This is a genomic window from Mycobacterium sp. BMJ-28, assembly GCF_054404835.1.
Genome location: NZ_CM136783.1, coordinates 5,177,938 through 5,201,105, shown reverse-complemented (window position 1 = coordinate 5,201,105; position 23,168 = coordinate 5,177,938). Strand labels below are relative to the sequence as shown.

Below are 23,168 nucleotides of genomic sequence, written 5' to 3'. Positions count from 1 at the left end.
GGCCTGAATCGCCATTGTTTGCATTTGATATGCATTGATGGCCATGAGTGCAAAAAGGCCATAGCCTGGAAGGGTATTCAAAAGATCCGGAAAGGTAATTACGCACATGATCAAATCACTGGCACTCATTCCCGTCGGACTGGCCGCCGCGGGTCTGGCGCTGGCCGCCCCGGCCGGCGCCGCCCCGGCCGGACCTTCGACCGCGCAGCAGACCATCAGCCAGTTGGAGGCCGAGGGATACCGCGTCATCACCACCAAGGTCGGGGCCGGCTCGATCGACCAGTGCAGCGTCAGTGGGGTCCGTCCCGGACGCGATATCACCGAGCTGAAGGCGATGCCGCGCGGCAATACGCAGGAAGTCGTGCGATATACGACGGTTTACGTCGATCTGGCCTGCGCGAGGTGACCGGGTTAGGGTGTGGCCATGCTGAGCAAGATGCTGATCGCGCTGGTGAGCGCCGCGGGCGCCGCGGTGATCGGTATGCCCGGCATGGCCACGGCCGAGCCGGCACCGGCGCCCGCCCCGCCTCCACCGCCCAACATCGGCGGCTACGAGTTGGCCAAACCCTCGGAGTTCATGCAGATGGACGGGTCGATGTACGCCTTCGTCGTCCCCGGCGGGCTCACCTGCATCATGATGCGCACCACCGGTGACTACGGCTGCGGCGGGCAGCTCCCGGCCCCGCCGGTGGAGGCCAATGCCGTCACCGGTGGACAGGTCGGACCGCCCGCATTCGTCATGAGCCGCGCGTCGATCTACGGATCGCTTGTCGGCCATGTCAACCCGCTGCTGCCGAACACCAAGATCAGCTACAAGAACGTCACCTGCGGTACCGACGGTGTGATGACCACGTGTCAGAACTCGTTCGACCAATCCGGGTTCGTGCTCAGCCCGGCGGGCAGTTTCATCATCAACCAGACCAATCCGCTGGTGGACCGTCCCGAGGGCACCGCGCGCAACCCGTTCTTCAACTGATTCGGCCCCTGGAAAAGGGGAGTGGTCAACGCCTTTCGGCAGTCGATCAGAAGCCCGAGCCGTACACCTCATGGCCGGGCTTCTCGACCATCAGCCCGTTGTAGGCGTCCTTGACGGTGGCGCCGTGGTTGATCACCCCGTCGACCTCCCGTGCGATCGGCATCGCGATGCCCCATTCCTTGGCGAACTCCATGATCACCGACGCCGCCTTCACGCCCTCGGCCACCTGATTCATCGAGGAGATGATCTCCTCGACGGTCTTGCCCTGGCCGAGTTGCTCCCCGACGTGGCGGTTGCGGCTGCGCTGGCTGGTACACGTCACGATCAGGTCCCCCATCCCGGCCAGCCCGGCGAAGGTGTCGCGATGCCCACCCATGGCCACCCCGAGTTTTGACATCTCGGCCACGGCCCGGGCCATCACCATGGCCCGGGTGTTCTCGCCGATACCCAGCGAATAGCCCATGCCCACCGCGATGGCATAGACGTTCTTCAGCGCGCCGGCCATCTCGACACCGACCACGTCGTCGGTGGTGTACGTGCGGAAACGTCTGGTGCGGAACAGTTTTCCCAAATTGGCGGCGAGGTGCTGGTCCGGCATGGCCAGCACGGCCGCTGCGGCATAGCCTTCGGCGACCTCGCGGGCGATGTTCGGCCCGGCCAGGATGCCGGCCGGATGCCCGGGCAGCACCTCGTCGACGATCTGGCTCATCCGCATGTTGGTGCCCTGCTCCAGGCCCTTGACCAGCGACACCACCGGCACCCACGGCCGCAGCTCGCGGGCCAGTTCCACCAGGACGCCGCGAAACCCGTGCGAGGGCACACCCATGACGATCACGTCGGCGCTGTTGGCCGCCTCGGAGAAATCGTTGGTGGCCTTCAGCCCCTCGGGCAGTTCGACCTCGTCACCGAGGTAGCGCGAGTTGCGGTGGTTGTCGTTGATGTCCTTGGCGGTCTCCTCGGATCGCACCCACTGCAGGGTCGGGCCGCGCCGCGCGCAGATCGACGCCACCGTGGTGCCCCACGATCCGCCACCCAGGACCACGACATTCGGTTCGCGTTGCGCTGCCATGCGGCCAGGTTAGGTCGGCCGTCGCCGCGTTGGTGGCCGATTCGATTGTTGCGCGGAAACCCTCCCGGGCTGTGCGACGATCGAATGGGTCGGTGGGGGGTGTGGCGTGGTTTCGTTGGCTTCGGTTTCGCTGGTGGCGGCGTCGCACCCGGAGGCTCTGCTGACTGCCGCCGAGCAGCTCGGCGGTCAGATCGCCGGACTCGATTCCGCCATCGCCGGCGAGCACCAGATGATCGCCCAGCTGCGCGCGTCGTGGTCGGGAGCGGCCGCCGACGCCGCGGTGGCGCGCGCCGAACAGCACGTCGCCGCGTTGCAGGAGCTACGGGGCCGCACGCTGGCCTGCCAGGCGGCGTTGCGGCGGGGCGGTGGCCGGCTGTCCTCGACCCGGACCGGGTTGTTGGCGATCGTGTCCGGCCTGCGGGCGCTGGGCTGGCAGGTGTCCGACGACGGGACCTGCACCGCGCCGGCGTTCCTGCCGCCGGTGTTCGCCGGGCTGGCGGTGGCGTGGACCGCGATCGTCCAGAAGCTGTTGGCGCTGTTCGACGAGATCGACCGGGAGACCTCGGACGCGGTGCGGGCGGCGGTCGGCGGTGGCGCGCCGCAGCGGCCGCCCGGCGCGCCACCGCCGCAGATACCGGCTGCCGGCACGGCACCCGAGGAGGTGAAGAAGTGGTGGGATTCGCTGTCCCCGGAGCAACGGGACAAATATGTCGCCGAGCACCCGGCCGCGCTGGGCAACCTCAACGGGATCCCCGCCGACATCCGCGACAAGGTCAATCAGGCTGTGATGACCGAGGACCTCAACAGGGTGCGTGACGCCGCCGCCCACCATGGCGTCTCCGAGGACGAGGTCATCAAGGACCCGGCCAAATACGGTCTGACACCGGATGACGCGACGCGCTTCTACAACGCGCGGCGCACCAGCGAGGGGCTGACCCACCAGCGCGGCGCGGATCCACAGAACCCGCGGCCGGTGCTGTTGTGGGCGTATCAACCGCTGGCCGATCACGGGCAGGGTCGCGCCGCCATTGCGATCGGCAACCCGGACAAATCCCGCAACACCGCGGTGATCGTCCCGGGCACCGGCAGCAGTGTGCGCGACGGTTGGTTGGCCGACGGCCACGATGACGCCATCAAGCTCTACGACCAGTCCGCGCTCGCGGACCCGGACGATCCCACGGCCGTCCTGATGTGGATGGGCTACGACGCGCCGGACAGTTTCACCGATACCCGCATCGCCAATCCGGATCTGGCCCGCTCGGGCGGAGCGCTGCTGGCCGCGGACGTCAACGGCCTCTCGGCCACCCACGAAGGCGCCTCGCATGTCACGGTCATCGGGCATTCCTACGGATCGACCACGGTGGCCGACGCCTTCGCCGGCAGCGGCATGCACGCCAACGACGCTGTGCTGATCGGTTGTCCCGGAACGGATCTGGCCAAGAGTGCGGCCGACTTCCATCTCGACGGCGGCAAGCTGTACGTCGGGTCGGCGTCCACCGACCCGGTCAGCTGGATCGGCACCCCCGGCGCCATCCCGGCCAACGTGCTCAATCAGCAGCTCGGCTATCCGGTCGGATTGCAGGCCGGCCTGGGAGCGGATCCGGCCGGTGACGAGTTCGGCTCGGTGCGGTTCCACGCGGAGGTCGCCGGCCACGGCGGCTTGAGTGTGCACGATCATTCGCACTACTACGACATGGGGAGTGAGTCGCTGCGTGCCATGACCGATATTGCCAGCGGCAATGCCGACCGGCTGGCGGGCGACGGGCTGCTGGCCGACGGGCGCCGCCAACCCCACATCACCACACCCGATCACGTCGACCTGCCGTTCGGAATCGATGTTCCGCTGCCTCACATCGATTCCGACGTCCCCGGTTCGCCGGCCTTCATCGACCCAGAAGCAGACCGTTCAGGAAGTTCGGTGACCACAGCTCATGAATACAAATAGGGTGGCGGCGACCATCGCCGCGGCGTTGATGCTAGGAGGGTGTGGGGTGGATAACGGAGCACGCGACCCCGATCGGCCTGCCAATCAGCTGACGGCTGAGCAGTCCACCGAGCAGGTGGTCGCCGTCGGCAGGCAGTTGAGGAAAGTGGCTGGGCTGCAGGGTGTTTCGGGTGGCTTCTCGTTCGAGTCGTGCAACGACCAGGGGGATCCGCCCTATCGCGGCAAGGTGGAGATGAGTTCGGTACTGCCCGCCGGCGTCACGCCCGACGCGTATGCGCGCCGGGTCGCCGATGCGATGGTGGCCGCCGGTTGGACCGACGGACCGCCGCCGGGCAAGAAGCCGTACGGCACCGTCATCAACAAGGACGGGCTGATGGTGGTGATGGGCCGGGCGCACGTGGCCGGCCGGGTCGCGTACACGGTGTTCGGCGAGTGCCGGGACACCACCGATCACCGCAACGACGGTGCGACGGTGGGCCGCCCGATCACCGATGAGCTGTTGAAGGACAGCTGACCGGAGCCCCTTGCCGGGCCGTTGGTCCGAACCGACGCGTGCGGCTCGCAGTAGCCGCCTTTTGGCGCGCGCGTGGGGTAGTTCGATCGATGGACATGATGGGTAGCCCGAGCGGCCGACAAATTTCGGGGGAAGGCGTTAGGCTGATCGCAATCCTTTTGAGTCTGCAAATACATTCCGATCTTATCGAGGAGAGACAGTGAAGAGCACCCTGATCGTTGCCGGTCTGATCGGAGCCGCCTCCGCCGGCGGCTTCGCCTTCGCGGCGCCCGCGTCGGCATCGTGTTCGCCCTCGTTCACGTCGATCCCGTGCACCATCGTCACCAACGTCGCGCAGGCGCCCGGGCAGATCGCCGGCAATCTCGCGGTGGCGCCGCTCGTCACGGGCGTGCGCCTGGCGCAGGCACCTGAGGAACTCGGGAAGAGTCTGGTAGCCACGCCGCAGACGCTTGCCAACAGTCTTGCCGCCGCACCCGGTCAGTTGGCGGGCAATCTGGCAGGGGCGCCGGCCCAGCTCGCCGGCGGGTTGGCGGCGGCACCCGGTCAGTTCGTCCGCGCCATCAAGAACGGCGGCGTCGATCCCGAATCGCAGTAAGCGTCCGCACCAGAGCTCGGAGCCCGGAGACACCCAGTGTCTCCGGGCTCTTTGCACTGCGCGTGTGCGCGGTCCCATCTACTTGATTTCACAAGCAGTTTCAGCGGCGATGTATTTGACTGTGCAAGTTCTTTGCCGGGCTGACCTGGCAAACTTGCACCACCGTCACGTTTGCTGGAGAAACAACAGCTCAGCGTGTCAGAAGCGGCTGTTCGTTTTGGTGGTCCAGCGATCAAAAGTAACTCACATGTTCTCCATAGTTGCGCTAGGCTGTGCGCATCATTTGCGCGCGTTTGCGGCACGTCGCCAGACCTAGGAGTAGCAGTGAAGAGCACCCTCATCCTCGCCGGCATGATCGGCGCCGCCAGCGTTGGCGGCTTCGCGTTCGCGGCGCCCGCGCAGGCGTCCTGTTCACCGTCGTTCACGTCTATTCCGTGCACGATCGTGACCAACGTGGCCCAGGCACCCGTAGTGACCGCCTCCAACCTCGTGGTCGCGCCGCAGCAACTCGCCGACAACCTCGCGGTGGCACCCGGCCAGCTCTTCCTCAGCCAGGGCTGCCCGTCCGTCGGAAACGTGACGCCGCCCTGTGGTCTGCCCGCCGCGCCGGGCCAGCTCGCCGGCGGCTTGCTGGCCGCGCCGGGCCAGCTCGCCACCAACCTCATCACCGCGCCGCAGACGTTGGCCGACAGCCTCGCGAAGGCGCCCGGACAGCTCTTCAAGGCGGTCCTCAACGGCGGCGACGGGTCCTGAGTCGCTGACTCACCGACCAAGCAAAGAGCCCGGAGACCTGCGAGTCTCCGGGCTCTTTGCGTTGGTGAACGTCAGCGGTAGTTGACGAACTGCAGCGCCACGTCCAAGTCGGAACCCTTGAGCAGGGAGATGACGGCCTGGAGGTCATCGCGCTTCTTCGAGCTGACCCGGACCTCTTCGCCCTGGATCTGCGCCTTGACGCCCTTGGGGCCCTCGTCGCGGATGATCTTGGTGATCTTCTTGGCCTGCTCGCTGCTGATGCCCTGCTTGAGGGTGCCCGTCACCTTGTAGGTCTTGCCTGAGGGCTGCGGCTCACCGGCCTCGAACGCCTTCATCGAGATGTCACGGCGGACCAGTTTCTCGATGAACACGTCGATGGCGGCCTTCACGCGCTCCTCGGTGGAGCTGACGATTTCGATAGCTTCCTCACCTTTCCACTCGATGGTGGTGTCGGTGCCGCGGAAGTCGAAACGGGTCGCCAGCTCCTTGGCTGCCTGGTTGAGCGCGTTGTCGACCTCCTGGCGATCGAACTTGCTGACGATGTCAAAGCTGGAATCCGCCATTGGATCCTCCCTCTCGGTGTGCTCTCTGGGTGGGCCGTTTTCGTCTTAGGTACATCCTCGTTGTAACCTTCTCTTCGCACCAAACCGGAGTCCGGCGGTGCGACACCCGGCAGGTTGCCCGAGCGGCCAATGGGAGCGGACTGTAAATCCGTCGGCTAACGCCTACACAGGTTCGAATCCTGTACCTGCCACACTGATCAGGCCCCCTCTTCGGAGGGGGCCTGATGTGTTTGTGGGGGCGACGGTCATCTTTACCGAATCTTGAGCCAACGCTGAGCGTGCCCATACCGGCCCCGGTCAGGCTGAGGTGAGTGCGGTGACGACGCTCGCACCGAGCGCGCGCCGTGGTCGACCCCGAAAGGAAGCCTCGTGAAAAGAACTGTGCTGGCCGGCGCGGCCGCGGTGGCGGCGGCAGTCACACTCGCCGCATGTAGCAACACCACGCCCGCGGCAGGGCCGTCATCGGCCGCGCCATCCACCTCGGCGTCGGCGACGCCCTCGGCCGCCGCGCACAACCACGCCGACGTGATGTTCGCGCAGATGATGATTCCGCATCACCAGCAGGCGATCGAGATGAGCGACATGATCCTGGGCAAGCAGGGCATCGACCCGAAGGTGACGGATCTGGCCACCCGGATCAAGGCGGCGCAGGGGCCCGAGATCGATCAGATGAAGGGCTGGCTGTCCCAATGGGGCATCCCGAGCATGGCGCCCTCATCGTCCATGCCGGGCATGGGGATGCCAGGTATGGACATGCCCGGCATGCACGGGGGCGAGGGCATGATGTCGGAGCAGGATATGGCGGCGCTGCAGAATGCTCAGGGTGTCGCGGCGAGCAAGTTGTTCTTGACGCAGATGATCGCGCATCACGAAGGAGCGATCAGGATGGCCGAGAACGAGATTCAGACCGGCCAGTTCCCGGATGCGGTGACCCTGGCCAACAACATCAAGACCAGCCAGCAGGGCGAAATCGCGACGATGAAGTCGATCCTGGGGACGTTGTAGCGGACAGTCGGCAGTCAGGTGGCCGGACCGGTGATCGGCACGACCAAGGTCAACGTCGCGCCGTGTCCGGGGCCGGCGCTGGCTGCCGTGAGGTCTCCTTGGTGCGCCTCGGCGAATGCTCTGGAGATGGCGAGGCCGATCCCGGCGCCACCGTGCTGCCGGTCCCGGGCGGCGTCGACACGATAGAACCGTTCGAAAATGTAAGGGAGGTGTTCGGCCGGAATGCCATCGCCGTCGTCGGACACCGTGATCGTGAGGTTCTGCGGGTCGGCGGCGACCCGAACGTCCACCTGGCCGCCGGCCGACGTATGCCGCAGGGCGTTGTCCAACAGATTCTGCAGCACCTGACCAATTCGTTGCGGATCCCAGCGAACCTCGGGCAGTTCGGCCGGAACGTGGCTGGTCAGGGTAACGGATTTGGCGGCATAGCCGGCCGTGGCCGCCGCGAGCGCATTTCGCACCATCAGGCCCGGAGCGCTGTCCTGCAAGGCGAGCGACGTGCCCGCCTCCTCTGCGCGCGCCAACGCCGCGAAGTCTTGTGAGAATCGCACGAGGCGATGCGCCTGGCCGCGCAGCATGGACATCGTCTCGGCGTCCATCATCCGTACCCCGTCTTCGACGGCCTGTAGATAGACCTCCAAAACTGCGACCGGCGTGCGGATTTCGTGGGCCAGATCGCTGAACATCCGTTGTCGTGTGAGCTCCACGCTGCCCAGTCGCTGCGCCATCCGATTGAAGGCGGCGGCCAGATCATCGAAGTCTCTTCCCAGGCCCGCCGGTGCAACCCGAATGTCGTAGTGCCCCGCGGCCAAGGCGCTGGCCGCCGCCGACACCTCGGACACCGAACGTTGCAGTCGGCGGCTGAAGTAGGCGCTCACCACCAGCGCGGTGAGGGCAGCCACCGCGACCGCGACCGCGGTCGAGAGCGCGGTGGCGTAGCGGTAGGCCTGTTCGGCATGGAACTGCTCGTCGGATCCGTGGCTGACACCGGCCCGGCGCAGATGTTCGCGGAACAGCGGCGGACCGACCATCGCGGCGACGACCAACGTCGTCAGCCCACCGGTCAGCAACACCAGCGCCTGGGTGCCCAGCAATCGCGCGCCCAGGCCGAACGTCGGTCGCCGCCAACCGAAAGCGCTGCGCTGCAGCGGCGTCGCGGAAGTCATGCGCCCGCGCCCATGCGGTATCCGACGCCCCGTATCGTCTGGACGAAACGGGAATTGACTGCGTCGTCGCCGAGCTTGCGGCGAAGTTGACCTATGTGGACGTCGACGAGGTGATCGTTGCCCATCCACGAATCACCCCAGACCGCCTGCAGTATCTGGGTGCGGGAGAACACCACGCCGGGCCGTGCGGACAGCGTGGCCAAGATGTCGAACTGGGTGCGGGTCAACGGGATCGGCGCATCGTGCAGCGTCACGTCCCGGCGGTCGACATCGATGGACAGTGGCCCGAACACCCGCGGGGGAGCGGTCTCCGGCGGCGCGGGGCGGGGCAGCTCGGCGAGCGCCGACACGGTGCGGGGACGGCGCAGCATCGCCCGGATACGCGCCACCAGCTCCCGTGGATTGAAGGGTTTGGTGACATAGTCGTCGGCGCCCACGGACAGGCCCACGATGGTGTCGATCTCGGCGTCTCGGGCCGTGAGCATCACCACGTAGGCGTCGGAGAACAAACGCAGCTGCCGGCACACCTCCACGCCGTCGATACCCGGTAGGCCCAGGTCGAGTACCACCACGTCGGGATCGACTTCACGAGCCAATACGACGGCGTCGGTACCGGTATGACATACCGTCACGTTGAAGTGCTCACGCTCCAGGTAACTGCCCACCACCTCAGCCAGGCCCACCTCGTCATCGACGACCAGCGCGCGAAACACCGGGCCAGGACCCGCCGATATTGCAGTGTTCATGGATGTATCGTGCCGCTTCTGTGCAGCGGCACGCCACGGCGAGCTGATTTTGTCCGGATCTTCATGATCGCCTCGATCCGGCGCCGCGTCGATCGGCCTGTACGTATACGTAGTGCTGGCGTACGTAGTCGGAACGTGTTCATCTTTTCGCCTCGGGTACTTCCATTTTCGTGACGCGGCCGAGCTGAGTGAGCGATCTACTACATTGGTCAGTAGTTGTGGCGCGACGGTTCGAGAGTCGGCGCCTTGGCGTGACCGCGTTGTGGTCAGCGGCACGCGTCGATCCGCGGGAGGGCCGGGCCGGGGCGGTAGGCTCCGGGGAACAGATGAAGGGTGTCAGCAGTGGGCGTGCGGGGTTTCGGGGATCTGGAAGCCGTGGTGATGGATCGGGTCTGGAACCGTGATCCCGACACCGTGACGGTGCGTGACATCTTCGAAGAACTCTCCGGCGAGCGGCAGATCGCCTACACCACGGTGATGTCGACGATGGACAATCTGCACACCAAGGGGTGGTTGGAGCGCGAACGCGACGGTCGCGCCTACCGCTACTGGGCCGTCATGACCCGTGAGGAGCACACCGCCCGACTGATGCGCGAGGCGCTGGTTGATGGGGGCCGATCCGAACTGGTCTTGAGCTACTTCATCGAGCAGATCGATCCGGCCGAATCCGAGAGCTTGCGCGAGGCGTTGCGCCGCCTCAGTCGCAGAACCGCGAAAGCCCGGAAGCGGTGAGCGCGCTGGCCGGGTTTGTCGCCTACAACATTGCCTTGGTGTTCGCGGGGCCGGCGCTGCTGACCCGGCTGACCCGCAGCGGCCACGCCCCGCGGGCCGCAGTGGTGGTCTGGCTCACCGCAATTGCGAGCGCGGTGAGCACGTGGATCGCCATCGCCGTGTTCGTCACCATGGATGTCATCGCCCATTGGGGGCAGCCGACTTCGTTCGTGGCGTCCTGCCTGGAGTTCCTCTGTGACGTTGCATCCGGCGCTGCCGGCCTGGTGCCACAGCTTGCGGTCGCGGCCGCGGTGCTGGCGCTGTCGGTGGTGGCGGTGATCTTCGTGGTGCGGCTGGCCCGCGTGATCATGCGGCTCAGCCGACACGCTCGCGATCACGGTGCGGCGATCAGGATGGTGGGCCGCAGGATGGCTGGGCACGATATCTACGTCGTCGACGCCGCCGAACGCGCCGCCTACTGTGTGTCGGGCCGGCCGTCGACGATCGTGGTGACCAGCTCCGCGGTGGCCGCCCTCGGCGAGCGCGAACTCGGCGCGGTGATCGCGCATGAGCGCGCGCATCTGACGGGACATCACCTGCTCATCGTCACCGTGCTGCGCGGCCTGGCAGCCGTCATGCCACGGGTCGAGCTGATATCTCGTGGCGCACGCGAAGTGGGCCGCCTGCTGGAGATGTGCGCCGACGATACCGCGGTGCGCCGGTACGGTGAGCGCGCCCTCCTGGACGGGCTACTGGCGCTGGTCGGCGCCGCTCCGGCGCACGCGCTTGGTGCCGCTGACGTCGCGGCGTTGCATCGTGCACGACGCTTGGCGGCGCCCGCCACCCAGCGTGCGCGGTGGGGAACCAAGGCCGTGCTTGCCGGTGCCTGCGTCCTCATCGTGGCCGGACCGGCAACCGTGACCGGCCTTGTGCTGTCCGGATTGTGGATGTGCACCGGGTAGCGTTCCGGGGCCCCACGAGTCAATACTCGATGATCCGCGTGACGTTCGGAGTCATGCCGCCGGTACGCACCGGTGAGATCTTGACCGGCACTCCGGTCTGTTGGGCTTCCAGCATTTGACCGCCACCGAGGTAAATGGCCTCGTGTTGCCCTCCGCCGGGCCCCCAGAACAGCAAGTCACCGCGTTTGGCCTGGGACGGTGGGATCTTGCGGCCGGCATCGTATTGATCACCGGAGTAGCGCGGCAGCAGGATGCCGACGCCGGCAAAGGCATAGCGGACCAGGCCGGAGCAGTCGAAACCGACTGTGCCGGCGCCCGAGTCGATTCCCCGACTCGGTCCCGTCAAACTGCCGCCGCCCCAGGAATACGGAACGCCCATCTGTGAGCCCGCCCGGCGGATCACGTATTCGATCGCTTGACGGCCGTAGACCCGATTGCCGCTCAAGGTCGGCGCCGGATCGGCCGTCGGTGCCAGAATTCCCAGACTGCCGAGGAACTTCCGGCCCAGATCCACCGTGGTCTGCGCCGCCTTGGCGCTCGCTTGCAGCGACGCATTCGCGATCGCCAAGGGATCCCCGGGCGCACCGGCACTGAGAACACCGGGCAACAAGGGGTCCCACGGGCCGGTATTCGGCTGCGCGTGAGCGGGACCGGTGGCGATCAGCAGGGTGGTCAGCGTAGCGCCGACGAAACCCAGCACGGCGCGGCGGACGCCACGCGTACCGCTTCGAACGTGGGCGACCGGCGCTCTCACGCCCAGTGCACGAGTCAACACGTCGTGGGTCTCCTAGTCGGCCGGATATCTATCTACGGTCAAACCAAGTACGTAGTAATGCCGTATGTATCCGTCACGCTACCGCACAATCTCCCCATCTGTAACATCACTCACAAATTCCGACGTTGTAATTCGCAGTGCGCCTTAACTATTCAGTCCGATGGCAATCGTTGGTCGCGGTTCGGTCACGTTTTCCCGTCGAAGCGGTGTCAGTGCCGGCCGTGGCTGCTCAACACCTACGTAGTAAGTCAGTATTTGATCATGCGCGCGCACTCCTCAGAGGTAGGTCCGACCGTTTTGTTCGTCGGCGAGGTGACACGTGACAAGGTCCAGACCCTGAGCATCGACGTGAAACGTCGCGAGGTGCGGCGCGACCGCGACCGCATCGTGCTGAGCCGAACGCAATTCGACATCTTGTCCGTACTGGCGCGCGACCCCGGAACCGTCTCGACCCGTGCCGAGATCGTCGCAGCGGTATGGGGTCCGGCGTGGCGGGGTAGCTCCAACATCCTCGATGTGCACATCGGTCACCTCCGCAGGCGCCTCGGTGACCGTACCGACCGTCCGCACATCCTGTTGAACGTGCGAGGCGTCGGATTCCGCCTGAACGCTAGTGGTTGAGGATCGCGCGGGTACTGGCCTCCGGGCTCAGGTCGATGCGGCGAAGCAACTGTGCGTTGAGCGCGACCACCACCGTGGACAACGACATCAGGATCGCTCCGACCGACATGGGCAACACGAATCCGACCGGCGCCAGGACGCCGGCGGCCAGCGGTACCGAGAGCAGGTTGTAGCCGGCGCCCCACCACAGGTTCTGCTTCATCTTCCGGTAGCCGGCACGGGACAGTTCGATCACCGACAGCACCGACCGCGGATCCGAGCTTGCCAGGATGACCCCGGCCGATGCGATCGCGACATCGGTCCCGGCGCCGATGGCGATGCCGACGTCGGCCTGCGCCAATGCCGGGGCGTCGTTCACGCCGTCGCCCACCATGGCCACCTTCTTGCCCTCGTGCTGCAAGCCGGATAGCTTCGCCGCCTTGTCTTCCGGTCGCACACCGGCGAATACGCGGTCGATCCCGAGCTCCGTCCCGACCGTGTGAGCGACAGCCTCAGCGTCACCGGTGATCATCACGACCTCGATGCCGAGCTTGTGCAAGGCCTCGACCGTTTGGCGCGATTCGGGCCGAACCTCGTCGGCCAGCCGGATACCGCCGATGACAACCCCGTCGCGCACGACGTGCAGGATGATCGCTCCCTCGGCACGCCACGCCGCGGCAGCACCGACTTCGTCGGCTCCGACCTCCGCGAGCAGCCGAGGGCCTCCCACCCGCACTTCGTGGCCGTCCACGGTCGCGGTCACACCAACGGCGGGCGAGGACGTAAAACCGCTTGGGCGAGACAGTTTCAGTCCACGATCCTGTGTGGCGCGCACGATGGCGCGCGCCAGCGGATGTTCACTGTCCGATTCGGCCGCCGCGGCAGCCGCGAGTACCGCATCGCCGTCGAGGTCACCGATGGGCTCGACCGCGGTGACGGTGGGTTCGCCCTTGGTCAGGGTGCCGGTCTTGTCGAACAGCACGGTGCCCACCGTGCGCATACTCTCCAGCGCGAGTCGATCCTTGATCAGCACACCGCCGCGTGCCGCCCGCTCGGTTGCGATCGAAACCACGAGCGGAATGGCCAAACCCAAGGCGTGTGGGCACGCGATCACCAGCACGGTGATGGCCCGCACGACCGCGGCATCGGGATGCCCGGCAGCCGTCCACACCGCGGCGGTGACAGCGGCTGCGGCCAGGGCGAACCAGAACAGCCAGCCCGCCGCGCGGTCGGCGAGGCGTTGGGCCCGGGATGAGGAGTTCTGGGCCTCGGTGACCAGCCGCTGAATACCGGCCAGGGTGGTGTCGTCGCCGGTCGCCGCTACCCGGACCCGCAAGCCGGAATCGGTCGCGACCGTACCCGCGGTCACATTGTCACCGGTTTCCCGCGATACCGGCCGTGATTCACCGGTCACCATCGACTCGTCCATGTCCGCCCGGCCGTCGACGATCATGCCGTCGGCGGGGACGCTGGCTCCGGGCCGGACCACGACGACGTCACCCACGCGCAGCTCGGAAACGGCCACGGTGACCGTGCGGTCGCCGTCGATCTTCTCTGCTTCGTCGGGTAGCAGAGCAGCCAGCGAGTCGAGGGCGGAGGTCGTCTGGGCCAGGGAACGCATCTCGATCCAGTGCCCGAGCAACATGATGGCGATAAGCAGCGCCAGTTCCCACCAGAATTCCAGTTCGTGGTGCAGCAGGCCCAAGGTGGCACCCCAGGACGCCAGGAAAGCGACCGTGATCGCCAGCCCGATCAGGAGCATCATTCCCGGTGCGCGAGACCGGATTTCGGTGATCGCTCCGGTGAGGAAGGGACGTCCGCCCACGACGTACATGAGTGTACCGAGGACGGGGGCGACCCAGCGGGAGCCGGGGAAGTCCGGTACTTGATACCCGATCAGCATCGCGAACATCGCCGAAAAGCCCACCACGGGAATCGCGATGATCAGGTTGATCCAGAACAGCTTTCGGAACTGCGCGACGTGGTCGCCGCCGTGACCGCCGTGACCGCCGTGTCCGGCATGTTCGTCGTGGTTTGTCTCGACGGCGTGGTGACCGCCGTGCGGATGGGTCATCATGGCTCCTTCTCGTGCGGCTGGTATCAGTGACCGCCGGAATGTCCTTCACCGGGGGTCGGCGGAACCGCTGGGACGCCGCTCGAGTCGCGCGCGGCGTCAACGACAAAGGTGGCGGTGTGCACCGCGCCGTCGATCCGGAAGTCGAGGTAGAGCAGATAGCGCCCCGCGGTGGGGGCGGTGGCTGCGAACGAGACCGCAGGGCCGCCGATGTCGCCTTGTTGTGGTTGCGCGCCCTCCGGGTGGACATGCAGGTAAGCCATGTCACCGTCGCGCAAGGCGACGAGGTGGCCGAACGCCCCCAGGTATGGCTGCAGTGTGGTCACCGCCTGGCCATCACGGCTTATCGAGGCCGTGAGGCGACTCTGGCTGCCCGCGATCAGGGTGCCGTCCAATCGCACGGTGTACCCGCCGACCTGGTCGCTCATGCGCGTGGTCGATGGATGCTCCGGGGTGAATGGGCCGGCCACGTCGATGGTGCGGGTGAGCGTCAGTTGCGTACTGCCCGGGCCGGCGGGCACAAAGTCGGCGAATGCGCGATAACTTCCTGCCGCGCTCCATCTCCACGGTATCGACCAAGTGCCCGTGCCCCTGTCCAACACGGGGTGCACGTGGGCGAAGTTGCTGCCATCGGAGCGAACCAGGATGAGGTGCAGTTGTTTTTCGTGCACGGGCACGTAGTCGACGACGGGGTTGCCCGCAGGGTCGAGAATGGAGAAGGTCAGCGCACCAAGGTCGCCGACGGTGCGCGGAGCCTGGATTGGATTCAACGTATATCCGCGTTCTGCCAGTGACAATCCCGGGGCGGCGGCACCGTCGGGCGCGTGGCTTCCCATTGCGCTGTGGTCGCCGTCGGAGGGCGACGCGGCATTCTGCCCCGACGGGACCGTCGCTTCCGGGCCCGACAGCGTCGCCGCGGCGTACCCACCCGCGAAAGTGATCGCCAGTCCGGAAGCGAAGGCGACCAGCCGTCCCGCGGCGTTCATGACACCCGCACCGCGAGATATCCAGCTGCACCGACCGCTGCCAAGACATCCGCGTCATCGATGGAGTCGCGGGCCGAAACGCTCAGCTTGCCGGTCTTGGCGCTGACTTCGACGCTCTGCACATTCGCGATCCGGCCCACCTCGGTCCTGACCGATGCTTCGCAGTGGCCGCACGACATTCCGGTGATCTGGTACTCGCTGGTGCCCATCCTGGCCTCCGTTCTCGATACCCCGTGGGGGTACGTTCCATATCACCATATACCCCTATGGGGTATGCGTAAAGCGCGTCGGACCTGAATTGCGGAGCGATGGGTCACAGTCTACGTAGTAAATACGTAGATCGGTGCGCGAACGGACCCGGGTGCCGTCGGCTCCGTCATCGCACGTTTGCCCGATGGGCCGGACGTCCGAGCCGTCAGAATGGTCGGGTGGTCATGTCGCGCGCCGGCGGCGACTCGTTCGCCTCCGGGGCATGGCGCGTGAGGGGTGGTTCCAGCAGGCGGGCGTCGGTCTTCGGTGGATTCATGGCGCCACTCGATTGTGCGGCCGTGGGCCGCAGTTGGGTGCGCGCCCCGTCCGCGCCGTGGGGTGAAGTCGAGATATCGTCAAAGTGCTGGGCGCGCAGTGATTTTAAGTAGGTCATCGTCGGCTGGTGCACGCTTCGCCAGCCGCGCTTCGTGGCGCGTGCGCCGGGGTTGGCAACCGGAGTCGGGTGATCAGCTAAAGGGGCAGCTAATGGGCTTTCTCGTAGTTCACCGGGCCACTTTGCAGGCGCATTCGGTTCGCCAGAAGGTGATCGGCGAGAGGGTTTATCAGCGATGGTTTCGGTCGGAAAGGTAGCCGGGGTGAGTCGGTCGATTTTCGGCCCCACCGTCGCCAAGGGTTCATGCAGCCTGAGCTTTCGTCAGGTGGTAATCGAGATGGACTGTGGCGCACAATGATATGCCAATGTGTCCGGTGTTGCTATGCGCGCGCATCGCATTTGCTGCGCGAATCGATGTGCGCCGATATTGGCTGCGGGCCAGTACGATTCGGGGGTCGGCCGGAGTGCGGTCATTCGTATCCGGTGGCGGCGAGGGTGTGGTACGCGATCGGGTGTGCTGGTGGTGTCGCCGAAACCGGGTGTTTGCGGTCGGTCGTGCCTGCTTTGATGTGGGCGGTTCACGTTGTGAGCGAACAGCTTTCGATCGCAAACATCACTATGCATCGACGTTCGCCATGTCGTAGTGTCGGCCGCACACGGGGGGCGCCTGGTCTCGCCTGCGCTCCGGTTTCGTGGATACCCACAAAGGAGGCGCAGTGACGGCACGTCACCGGGTGAAGAAGAACAAACGCACCACCAAAATCCTGGTGGTGCCCGCCGTCGCGGCGCTGCTTGTGACGGGGGCCGTCCAACCACCAATGACTCATCCCGCGCCGACAGAGGTGCATCAGCCACACCGAGCCGTCTCTGCCGACGCCGTGGCCCTGGCCGCACTGGCGCTGTTCGCGGTGCCGGGTGCCGGAGTCAACTTCCCTCCTGGGGCGCTCGCCGAGCAGGACGGCGGCATCTGGCAACGCATCCAGGACGTCACGCTGCTCACCGATCGGACCCGCTATCCAGGCGACGTCACGGCGGCGTCACTCGACTCCGGGGCCAGCTGGCTGACCGAGCTGATTCTGGCGAGGGACCACTCGACCACGGTCAGCGGGATCGACACCGGATCGTTCGGCGGCCGGGTCGCCGCCGAGGCGCTGAACCGGGTGGCGGCCACCGGTTACGACATGTCGAGTGTTTTTGCGGTGTTCTACGGAGACTCGAACACCCCGGGTACCGGGCTCTTCGATCGGTACCGCCCGACCGAGCCGACCTTCGGATCCGACATCCCCGGTGGAGCCGTCCCGTTACCCGACGGGACGTACCTTCGGGTCAATCGTGAGTACGATCCCATCGCGTATTTCCCGCGGTATCTGTGGAATCCGGTCAGCTGGCTTCAGATCCTGGCCGGGTTCGTGTTCGAGCATTCGCGGCTGGGCAGTTTCGATTTCGATGATCCGGAGAATGTGACCACCATCGACGGGAACGTCGTCACGGTACGGGTCAACAGCCCGGTCATGCCGATTCTGATGCCGCTCAAGCTGATCGGTGTGCCGACCAGGATCATCCAGGCGCTTCAAGATGTGATGCAGCCGATGGTGGAGAGCACCGGAATGTACGAGACGGGAAAGGTGGGCTTGCTGCCCACACCCCAGAAAGTGGTCCAGTACCTGACGGCCATCGTCAAGGGGTTCGAGAAGGCCGGCCAACGGCTGGCGGGCACTCTGCCTCCCGATGGGCCGCCGAATCCGCCGCCCACGACCGACGCACCCACGACGACGTCGGAGATCATCGACGCGATGGAAGCGCGTGACAAGGAGCTCAACGGAACGACCGCGTCGACCGCACGGTTCTCGACCGCTCGGGCGGTGGCCCCGGGCGGCACGGCTGCCGTCGCTTCCGCGGGGCCTGCGCCGACGACGCCGGTGGTTGCCTCACCAGCGGAGGGCAAGACGGAAGAGGTTTCTAGACCCGAGGTTTCCGGAGCACCGGTTCAGCCGAAGGACAACGAGTCGGTTCACGACAACGCACCCACCCCGAGCATCCCGGCCCCGGATGAACAACCCAAGACCACCAGCCCCGAACCTGGTACCGACAAGGCCGACGGTTCGCAGACGCAACACAGGCCCTCGCTGACTGCACGGAAACCGAAGCGTAATGCACCCAAGGCCACCACCGTCTCCGATCCGCCACCCCCGAACACCTCCGCGCCTGCTGCCGAAGCCGGCAAGGATGGCGACGGCGACGCCAAATGAGAACGGCCGGAAGCGTGTCCGGGTAGGACAGGCTTCCGGCCGTTGGTCGGAATCGATCTGATCAGTTGCCGGGCTGCACCTCGGCCGCGGCCTGCACGACGGTCGCCGCAGGAGCCGGGATGCCGAGACGGCCCACCACGAAGTCGGCTGCCTGGTCGGCCATTCCGTTGCTCTTGTACGAGCTGTGGGCGGAGCGGTCCAGACCGCCGGGGTAGCAGACCGGGTCGCCGGCGGCGCACAGCTGAATCGTCTTCGCGGCGTAGGCATCACCGATGGTGATCGGGGGAGCGCTGCGGTCGGCCAGGCTCAGGAACCAGTTGTCCGGGGTGCCGAACAGGGCGACGGCCGCGACGTGGGAGGCCACGGAGGCGGGCATCGGACCGGTCAGGCCGGCGGGCAGCGCCACCCCGGCGGGCACCACGCTGGAGGTGGTGTAGCCGGCGACCGCGGCGCCCTGCGAATACCCGCCGAGCACGATCTTGGTGGACGGGCACTGGGCGGCGATCGCCTGAATCCGGTTGGCCGCATCGGCGACTCCGTCCACGGCCTGCCCGAAGTCCAGCGACGCTGGGTAGTTCACTCCGTACACGTCCACCGTCTTGCCGGGCAGGCGGGCATTGAGGGCGTCGACGAACGACTGGCCGGTGGCTCCTACGCCGGGGCCCTCGAAGGTGCCGCGGGCGAACACCACCTCCACGGTCGCGCACGAATCGTCGGCGGCGCTGGCCGTGGCGGCGGGCCCGGCGAACAGGCCGACGGCGATCGCCGCCAGCGTCAGCGTGCTGAACAACGTCGATTTCGCGATGCGGGCCGGCAGTGATGCGCTCATGAGATGGTCCCCGTCCTTGGGTCTTCGTAGCCATCGCTTCGTAGAGGTGGCATCTGAGAGCTATAAGTCGGGATTCGTGAGCTGCGATTCCATGCGTGTCAAGTGATTCATCTCACCAGCGCAAAGGTCGCTCGCAGGGATGTTTCGCGGTGCCGGCGATGTTTGCCCGCGAACCGGGACGTCCGCCGGGTTACGGACTGCCCGGAATCGTGGTCACCGGCGCTTCGCCGGAATGCCCACTTCCGCCGGAGCCGCCGCTGCGCGACGACCCGCCCGACGATGACTCGCCGCCCGATGACGGCGCTTTGGTCACCGGCGGCGCCTCGACGGTGACCGCGGGTGCCGGCTCCGGCGCCGGTGTGGACGCCGGCTCGGGAGCGCGAGTGGGTGCCGTGTAAGCGGGCTCCGCCGGGGTCACCGGGGTCACCGGTGTCACCGGCTCGATCGGGACCTCGGGGGACGACGTCGGTGGCGCGCTGGATGTGGCCGTGGAAGTGGAAGTGGCAGTCGTGGAGGTCGTCGGCGAGGTGGTGGTCGTCGTGGTGGGCGTGGTCGACGTCGTCGTGGGAGTGGTCGTCGTGGTCGGCGTGCTGGTGACGGTGGTGGTCACGGTGGTCGGCGGGGTCCACGGATTCAGGGGTGGGAACACCACGATGGGCGGAAGGGGGATCGGGATCGCCGGAACACCGACCGGCGCCGGGGGTGGCGGCGGTGCCTCGACAGGTGCGGGCACCTGCGGAGCGGGCGCCAGGGCGGGCGGACTCACGCTGCGGGACCGCACCGCCGGGGCGGCCGGCGCCGCGGCCGGCGGCGTGAGGACCGCGACCGGCAGCGCCACCGGGTCCGGTTCGTGCGGAACGGGCGGGAGATAGCGCCCGGGCACGGTGTCCGACTGTGCGGGTGGCGGCTGTGCGCTCACCACCGCCGCGGGCCGGATGTTCACCGCCACCGTGACGGCCAGGGTGGCGAGACTGGCCACCAGGAATCCCACCGCGCTGCCCATCAGGATCAGCCGCGGCGGCGGAGCCGGAATGGCCGTCGTGTAGTCGGCGTCGTCTTCCTGCTCGGGCACGAACTCGGCGAGCGCCTCATCCGAGATCTCGTTGTACCCGGGCCAGGGTTCGTCGTCGGAGGCCTGCGAATACGCCAGCTGGGGAGCCAGTTCGGTATCGGCAGAGTTGACCGGGGTGGCCTGGGTGGCCGCCACGACTGGCGCGGCCTGGGTGGCCTCCAAGACCGGGGCGGCCTGGGTGTCCGCCACGATGGGCGCCAACTGGGTGGCCGCAGCGGCGGGCACCACCCCGGCGGCTTCTGCGCTCTGGGCGGCGCCGCGTGCGATCGCGTAACCCGCATCGACCGGTACCTCGACGGGCGTCGTCGAACGAAGTTCTGCGGCAATCGAATCCAGGTCCAGACGTTGCCCGGTCAACATCACCTTGACCTGTGTCGGCGCCTGCTGCAGCACCGCGGCGCACGCGACGGCGGCCCCCGCGGCGCCGATGGGCACCGACGCGAGTACCGACGTCAGCTCCGAATCCCTGTCGACCACCGTCAGCGACACCGTGTCGTCGGCGGCCAGCAACAGCGAAGCGTCGGCGCCCTGGCTGCGGGCCAGCGCCACCGCGGCTTCGGCCTCGGTCACCACGTCGACGTTCTGCACCCCGGCCTGCACCACCGTCTGACGCAGCGTCTCGGCTTGGGCGGGGTCGGGCAGGCACAGTCGTGTCGCGGCGAGCCTGTTACCCGAGTCGGTCACCTCGCGGTAGGTGCCGATGATGGTTTCGGCGAGCTCGGACAGCGCATCGTCGGGCAGATCGAATGCGTACTGGTCGAACACCTGGGTGCCCGGCGACCCGATCATCGCCAGCCGCGCCACTCGACCGGTGACCGCCACCCCGAGGACTACGTCCACGGATCCACTCCTTGCCTCATGCGTGCTTTGCCACCCCGACGCTTCGACCGTTCCAAGCTACCGCACAGCCCGGGCGTCGAGCAGAAGTCAATACGCTGGTGGTCTCACCCATGGAAGGATCTGGCTTGTGAGCGACAGCGTCGGCTACGTACCCCAACGCACCAACCGGGTGCGCGACGGACTGGCCGTCGCCCTGCTGGTCCTCGCGGCGCTGCTGCCCTGGAACCTGCGGTTCGGGCTGGGAATCGGCGGTAGCGACGGGTGGCTGGTCGGCGCACTGGCCGCGGCCGGTGTGTCGGCCGCCGGCGCGGCGCTGCTACCGCATCTGCGTCCACTCACCGACATCCGGCGCGTGTGCCGGGCCCGGCTGCTGCTGTGCAGCGGTTACCTGGTGATGGTGATCGCCTTCGTCGGTTACCACCTGGTGCAGACGGTGCAACACGGCGGCACCGGTGCGGTGCCGCCGGGCGTCGGGCCGGGCATGCTGCTCGGGGTGGCCGGCGCGCTGCTGGCAGCGCAACCGCCGATCACGTCGATCACCATCGAGGACAACGGTTTTCGGCTCTGGTACGGAGTGGCGCGGATGATCGGGTTTCTGTCGATCGCGCTGGCGATCCTGTCGGTGGCCTTCAACCTCTACTGGCGGCTGCGGTACCTGTTCGTCACCGAGGGCACCTTCGGTGGGCATGACGTGGGTGTCGTGCTCACCACTGTGCTCTACGGCGCCGAGGCGCTGGCGGCACTGGTCATCGCCTCGCGGTGGCTGACGGAGCGGACGGCCGCGGCACGCCTGGCGACCACGGCGCTGGGCCTGTCGGGCGCGGTGGCGGCCACGCTGGTGTGGCTGACCGGCATCGGGCGCGATATCGACGCCTTTCACGGCATCGCCCAGAACACGTCGACCGCCGCGATCGGCTACGAGGGCTACCTGGCCTGGGCGGCCGTCGCGGGAATCGTCGCGCCGACGACGCTGTACGCCGTCTTCCTGATCAAGCCGCCGACCATCGGCGCCTACCGGGGCGCCGCGCAGAAATGCCTGACGCTGATCGCTTTCTGGGCGTTCGCGTCCGCCGCGCTGCGGGTGGTCGACTACCTGGTGGCACTGTCGCTGGATCTGCCGCGGGCGGCCTACGACAGCGTCGCGATGACGGTCTTCAATCTCGTTGCCGCGCTGCTGGCGCTATGGCTGCACCGCCACCTCGACAACGTCGCGGTGGCGGCGGCCTTCAGCGGCGTGCTGTTCGTCTTCAGCGTCGCGAACGTGGCGATCGGGGTGGCGCTGGCGCCCCGCTACGACGTGCCGGCCCCGGACGCGGTCTATGGCAACAATCTGGCCCAACAGATCACCAGCACCTTCGACGTCACCGTCAGCGTGCTGAGCCTGACCGTGTTGGCCGTCGTGCTGTTCACCGGACCGCTGGCGGGCTATGTCATCGCACGGGGTCGGCGTGGCGACGGGGGCAACCAGAGGGCCGACGTTCTGGCCCCCGAACCGCCGACCGTCGTCCGCCGAGAACAACCGGCCACGGTGCCCAGAATCGTTCGGCGCAGCGAAGATTCGACGACCGTGCTGGAAGCGCCCGCCACCACCGTTCTGGACGCGCCCACCACCGCGATCCGGATCCAGCGCAGGCCGTCAAAGCCGCGATGAGCCGGAGCGGTCAGTCGCGCCGGTTCAACGCCCAGATATGGGTCGACAGTGCGGTGGCGAACGCACACCACGCCGGGTACAGGCCCAGTGGCGCGGCCTTGGCCCCGTTGACCCGCACGGCGCGACGAGTCAGATCGGCGCTGCTGATGGTCAAGGCACCCGCGGCCAGCGCCGCGGTCCCCAGCTTGCGCCGGCTGAAGAAGATCCAGGACCATGCCGCGTTCAGCGTCAGATTGGTGACGAGCGCGGCCGTATAGGCCTTGCGCTGCGCTGTCTCGCCCCGGGCCGCGAGCTCGTCGAGCGTGGCAGCCGAGGTGACGGCGATGTCGGCGTACAGGGCCGGCCACACGATCGGAAAGGCTTGGCGCGGAGGCTGATACGGCGGCTTGCGCAGATGCTCGTACCACGGGGACTGGGCGGGACGACTGGCCAGGCCGCCGATCACGGCGGTGGCGGCAACTGCGGCCACGGACGGGATCAAGGTGCGAAGTGCCATACCGACCA

General features: G+C 67.1%; 23 protein-coding genes and 1 tRNA gene. 13 read left to right on the top strand and 11 right to left on the bottom strand.

Features of this window, described 5'->3' with window-relative positions:
- The first annotated feature begins 106 nt into the window (after positions 1 to 106).
- Together ACXPWS_RS25805 and ACXPWS_RS25800 are read left to right on the top strand one after the other, a co-directional pair.
- Positions 107 to 406: a hypothetical protein gene (locus ACXPWS_RS25805; protein WP_458709369.1), complete on the top strand. Its 300-nt coding sequence runs from the start codon at positions 107 to 109 to the stop codon at positions 404 to 406.
- A gap of 18 nt (positions 407 to 424) precedes the next feature.
- The gene (locus ACXPWS_RS25800; RefSeq protein ID WP_458709368.1) at positions 425 to 976 is read left to right on the top strand and encodes a hypothetical protein; all 552 of its coding nucleotides are present in this window, start codon (positions 425 to 427) and stop codon (positions 974 to 976) included.
- 46 nt (positions 977 to 1,022) lie between these two features.
- Here the strand turns inward: ACXPWS_RS25800 and ACXPWS_RS25795 are convergent, their stop codons facing one another.
- Positions 1,023 to 2,045, bottom strand: coding sequence for an NAD(P)H-dependent glycerol-3-phosphate dehydrogenase (locus tag ACXPWS_RS25795; RefSeq protein ID WP_458709367.1), 1,023 nt, complete (start codon positions 2,043 to 2,045; stop codon positions 1,023 to 1,025).
- Positions 2,046 to 2,274: 229 nt separating this feature from the next.
- Here ACXPWS_RS25795 and ACXPWS_RS25790 point away from each other — a divergent pair, with 229 nt between their 5' ends.
- The 4 genes from ACXPWS_RS25790 to ACXPWS_RS25775 all read left to right on the top strand — a co-directional run bounded on the left by ACXPWS_RS25790 (position 2,275) and on the right by ACXPWS_RS25775 (position 5,852).
- Positions 2,275 to 3,990, top strand: coding sequence for an alpha/beta hydrolase (locus tag ACXPWS_RS25790; protein ID WP_458713695.1), 1,716 nt, complete (start codon positions 2,275 to 2,277; stop codon positions 3,988 to 3,990).
- Between the two features lie 46 nt (positions 3,991 to 4,036).
- Complete coding sequence (locus ACXPWS_RS25785; protein WP_458709366.1) at positions 4,037 to 4,504, top strand: hypothetical protein; 468 nt, start codon at positions 4,037 to 4,039, stop codon at positions 4,502 to 4,504.
- Positions 4,505 to 4,703: 199 nt separating this feature from the next.
- Positions 4,704 to 5,099, top strand: a complete 396-nt coding sequence (locus ACXPWS_RS25780; protein ID WP_458709365.1) for a hypothetical protein — start codon at positions 4,704 to 4,706, stop codon at positions 5,097 to 5,099.
- Between the two features lie 324 nt (positions 5,100 to 5,423).
- Positions 5,424 to 5,852 carry a hypothetical protein gene (locus tag ACXPWS_RS25775; protein WP_458709364.1) on the top strand — a complete coding sequence of 143 codons (429 nt, stop codon included), beginning with the start codon at positions 5,424 to 5,426 and terminating at the stop codon, positions 5,850 to 5,852.
- A 71-nt stretch (positions 5,853 to 5,923) separates the two neighbouring features.
- Here the strand turns inward: ACXPWS_RS25775 and ACXPWS_RS25770 are convergent, their stop codons facing one another.
- Positions 5,924 to 6,415, bottom strand: coding sequence for a YajQ family cyclic di-GMP-binding protein (locus tag ACXPWS_RS25770; protein ID WP_458709363.1), 492 nt, complete (start codon positions 6,413 to 6,415; stop codon positions 5,924 to 5,926).
- Between the two features lie 108 nt (positions 6,416 to 6,523).
- Here ACXPWS_RS25770 and ACXPWS_RS25765 point away from each other — a divergent pair.
- A tRNA-Tyr gene (locus ACXPWS_RS25765) sits at positions 6,524 to 6,606 on the top strand.
- A 178-nt stretch (positions 6,607 to 6,784) separates the two neighbouring features.
- Complete coding sequence (locus tag ACXPWS_RS25760) at positions 6,785 to 7,420, top strand: DUF305 domain-containing protein (protein ID WP_458709362.1); 636 nt, start codon at positions 6,785 to 6,787, stop codon at positions 7,418 to 7,420.
- Between the two features lie 14 nt (positions 7,421 to 7,434).
- Here ACXPWS_RS25760 and ACXPWS_RS25755 read toward each other — a convergent pair whose 3' ends face one another.
- Both ACXPWS_RS25755 and ACXPWS_RS25750 read right to left on the bottom strand, forming a co-directional pair.
- Positions 7,435 to 8,586, bottom strand: coding sequence for a sensor histidine kinase (locus tag ACXPWS_RS25755; protein ID WP_458709361.1), 1,152 nt, complete (start codon positions 8,584 to 8,586; stop codon positions 7,435 to 7,437).
- Positions 8,583 to 9,332: a response regulator gene (locus ACXPWS_RS25750; RefSeq protein ID WP_458709360.1), complete on the bottom strand. Its 750-nt coding sequence runs from the start codon at positions 9,330 to 9,332 to the stop codon at positions 8,583 to 8,585. Before ACXPWS_RS25750 ends, ACXPWS_RS25755 begins: the two co-directional genes overlap by 4 nt.
- Positions 9,333 to 9,674: 342 nt before the next feature.
- Here ACXPWS_RS25750 and ACXPWS_RS25745 point away from each other — a divergent pair, with 342 nt between their 5' ends.
- Together ACXPWS_RS25745 and ACXPWS_RS25740 are read left to right on the top strand one after the other, a co-directional pair.
- The gene (locus tag ACXPWS_RS25745; protein ID WP_458709359.1) at positions 9,675 to 10,064 is read left to right on the top strand and encodes a BlaI/MecI/CopY family transcriptional regulator; all 390 of its coding nucleotides are present in this window, start codon (positions 9,675 to 9,677) and stop codon (positions 10,062 to 10,064) included.
- Positions 10,061 to 11,005, top strand: coding sequence for a M56 family metallopeptidase (locus ACXPWS_RS25740; RefSeq protein WP_458709358.1), 945 nt, complete (start codon positions 10,061 to 10,063; stop codon positions 11,003 to 11,005). The genes ACXPWS_RS25745 and ACXPWS_RS25740 overlap by 4 nt, the downstream gene beginning before the upstream one ends.
- Positions 11,006 to 11,024: 19 nt before the next feature.
- Here the strand turns inward: ACXPWS_RS25740 and ripB are convergent, their stop codons facing one another.
- On the bottom strand, positions 11,025 to 11,705 hold the full coding sequence (ripB, locus tag ACXPWS_RS25735) for an NlpC/P60 family peptidoglycan endopeptidase RipB (RefSeq protein WP_458713694.1): 681 nt from the start codon (positions 11,703 to 11,705) through the stop codon (positions 11,025 to 11,027).
- A gap of 387 nt (positions 11,706 to 12,092) precedes the next feature.
- On the opposite strand from ripB, the gene ACXPWS_RS25730 reads away from it, so the two are divergent.
- Positions 12,093 to 12,401: a winged helix-turn-helix domain-containing protein gene (locus ACXPWS_RS25730; protein ID WP_458709357.1), complete on the top strand. Its 309-nt coding sequence runs from the start codon at positions 12,093 to 12,095 to the stop codon at positions 12,399 to 12,401.
- On the opposite strand, the gene ACXPWS_RS25725 is transcribed toward ACXPWS_RS25730, so the two are convergent.
- From ACXPWS_RS25725 to ACXPWS_RS25715, 3 genes are read right to left on the bottom strand one after another with little or no spacing between them, the layout of a single operon-like run.
- Positions 12,391 to 14,454, bottom strand: a complete 2,064-nt coding sequence (locus ACXPWS_RS25725; RefSeq protein WP_458709356.1) for a heavy metal translocating P-type ATPase — start codon at positions 14,452 to 14,454, stop codon at positions 12,391 to 12,393. The two genes, ACXPWS_RS25730 and ACXPWS_RS25725, sit on opposite strands and share 11 nt — an antisense overlap.
- A gap of 26 nt (positions 14,455 to 14,480) precedes the next feature.
- A complete protein-coding gene (locus ACXPWS_RS25720) occupies positions 14,481 to 15,440 on the bottom strand; it encodes a heavy-metal-associated domain-containing protein (protein ID WP_458709355.1) in 960 nt (319 codons plus the stop codon).
- Positions 15,437 to 15,649 carry a heavy-metal-associated domain-containing protein gene (locus ACXPWS_RS25715; RefSeq protein ID WP_458709354.1) on the bottom strand — a complete coding sequence of 71 codons (213 nt, stop codon included), beginning with the start codon at positions 15,647 to 15,649 and terminating at the stop codon, positions 15,437 to 15,439. The genes ACXPWS_RS25720 and ACXPWS_RS25715 overlap by 4 nt, the downstream gene beginning before the upstream one ends.
- Before the next feature lie 1,090 nt (positions 15,650 to 16,739).
- Between ACXPWS_RS25715 and ACXPWS_RS25710 the strand changes: the two genes are divergently transcribed.
- The gene (locus ACXPWS_RS25710) at positions 16,740 to 18,272 is read left to right on the top strand and encodes a PE-PPE domain-containing protein (RefSeq protein WP_458709353.1); all 1,533 of its coding nucleotides are present in this window, start codon (positions 16,740 to 16,742) and stop codon (positions 18,270 to 18,272) included.
- A 61-nt stretch (positions 18,273 to 18,333) separates the two neighbouring features.
- On the opposite strand, the gene ACXPWS_RS25705 is transcribed toward ACXPWS_RS25710, so the two are convergent.
- Complete coding sequence (locus ACXPWS_RS25705) at positions 18,334 to 19,101, bottom strand: cutinase family protein (RefSeq protein WP_458709352.1); 768 nt, start codon at positions 19,099 to 19,101, stop codon at positions 18,334 to 18,336.
- Positions 19,102 to 19,291: 190 nt separating this feature from the next.
- Entirely contained in the window at positions 19,292 to 21,013 is a 1,722-nt protein-coding gene (locus tag ACXPWS_RS25700) for a hypothetical protein (RefSeq protein ID WP_458709351.1), read from the bottom strand.
- Positions 21,014 to 21,140: 127 nt separating this feature from the next.
- On the opposite strand from ACXPWS_RS25700, the gene ACXPWS_RS25695 reads away from it, so the two are divergent.
- Entirely contained in the window at positions 21,141 to 22,664 is a 1,524-nt protein-coding gene (locus tag ACXPWS_RS25695; RefSeq protein WP_458709350.1) for a DUF7937 domain-containing protein, read from the top strand.
- Positions 22,665 to 22,674: 10 nt separating this feature from the next.
- On the opposite strand, the gene ACXPWS_RS25690 is transcribed toward ACXPWS_RS25695, so the two are convergent.
- Positions 22,675 to 23,160, bottom strand: coding sequence for a TspO/MBR family protein (locus ACXPWS_RS25690; RefSeq protein ID WP_458709349.1), 486 nt, complete (start codon positions 23,158 to 23,160; stop codon positions 22,675 to 22,677).
- Positions 23,161 to 23,168: the final 8 nt, after the last annotated feature.

Coding starts and splice junctions, on each gene's coding strand:
- ACXPWS_RS25805 (WP_458709369.1), top strand. CDS start 107: ATGATCAAATCACTGGCACTCATTCCCGTCGGACTGGCCGCCGCGGGT.
- ACXPWS_RS25800 (WP_458709368.1), top strand. CDS start 425: ATGCTGAGCAAGATGCTGATCGCGCTGGTGAGCGCCGCGGGCGCCGCG.
- ACXPWS_RS25795 (WP_458709367.1), bottom strand. CDS start 2,045: ATGGCAGCGCAACGCGAACCGAATGTCGTGGTCCTGGGTGGCGGATCG.
- ACXPWS_RS25790 (WP_458713695.1), top strand. CDS start 2,275: ATGATCGCCCAGCTGCGCGCGTCGTGGTCGGGAGCGGCCGCCGACGCC.
- ACXPWS_RS25770 (WP_458709363.1), bottom strand. CDS start 6,415: ATGGCGGATTCCAGCTTTGACATCGTCAGCAAGTTCGATCGCCAGGAG.
- ACXPWS_RS25755 (WP_458709361.1), bottom strand. CDS start 8,586: ATGACTTCCGCGACGCCGCTGCAGCGCAGCGCTTTCGGTTGGCGGCGA.
- ACXPWS_RS25750 (WP_458709360.1), bottom strand. CDS start 9,332: ATGAACACTGCAATATCGGCGGGTCCTGGCCCGGTGTTTCGCGCGCTG.
- ACXPWS_RS25725 (WP_458709356.1), bottom strand. CDS start 14,454: ATGACCCATCCGCACGGCGGTCACCACGCCGTCGAGACAAACCACGAC.
- ACXPWS_RS25720 (WP_458709355.1), bottom strand. CDS start 15,440: ATGAACGCCGCGGGACGGCTGGTCGCCTTCGCTTCCGGACTGGCGATC.
- ACXPWS_RS25715 (WP_458709354.1), bottom strand. CDS start 15,649: ATGGGCACCAGCGAGTACCAGATCACCGGAATGTCGTGCGGCCACTGC.
- ACXPWS_RS25705 (WP_458709352.1), bottom strand. CDS start 19,101: ATGAGCGCATCACTGCCGGCCCGCATCGCGAAATCGACGTTGTTCAGC.
- ACXPWS_RS25690 (WP_458709349.1), bottom strand. CDS start 23,160: ATGGCACTTCGCACCTTGATCCCGTCCGTGGCCGCAGTTGCCGCCACC.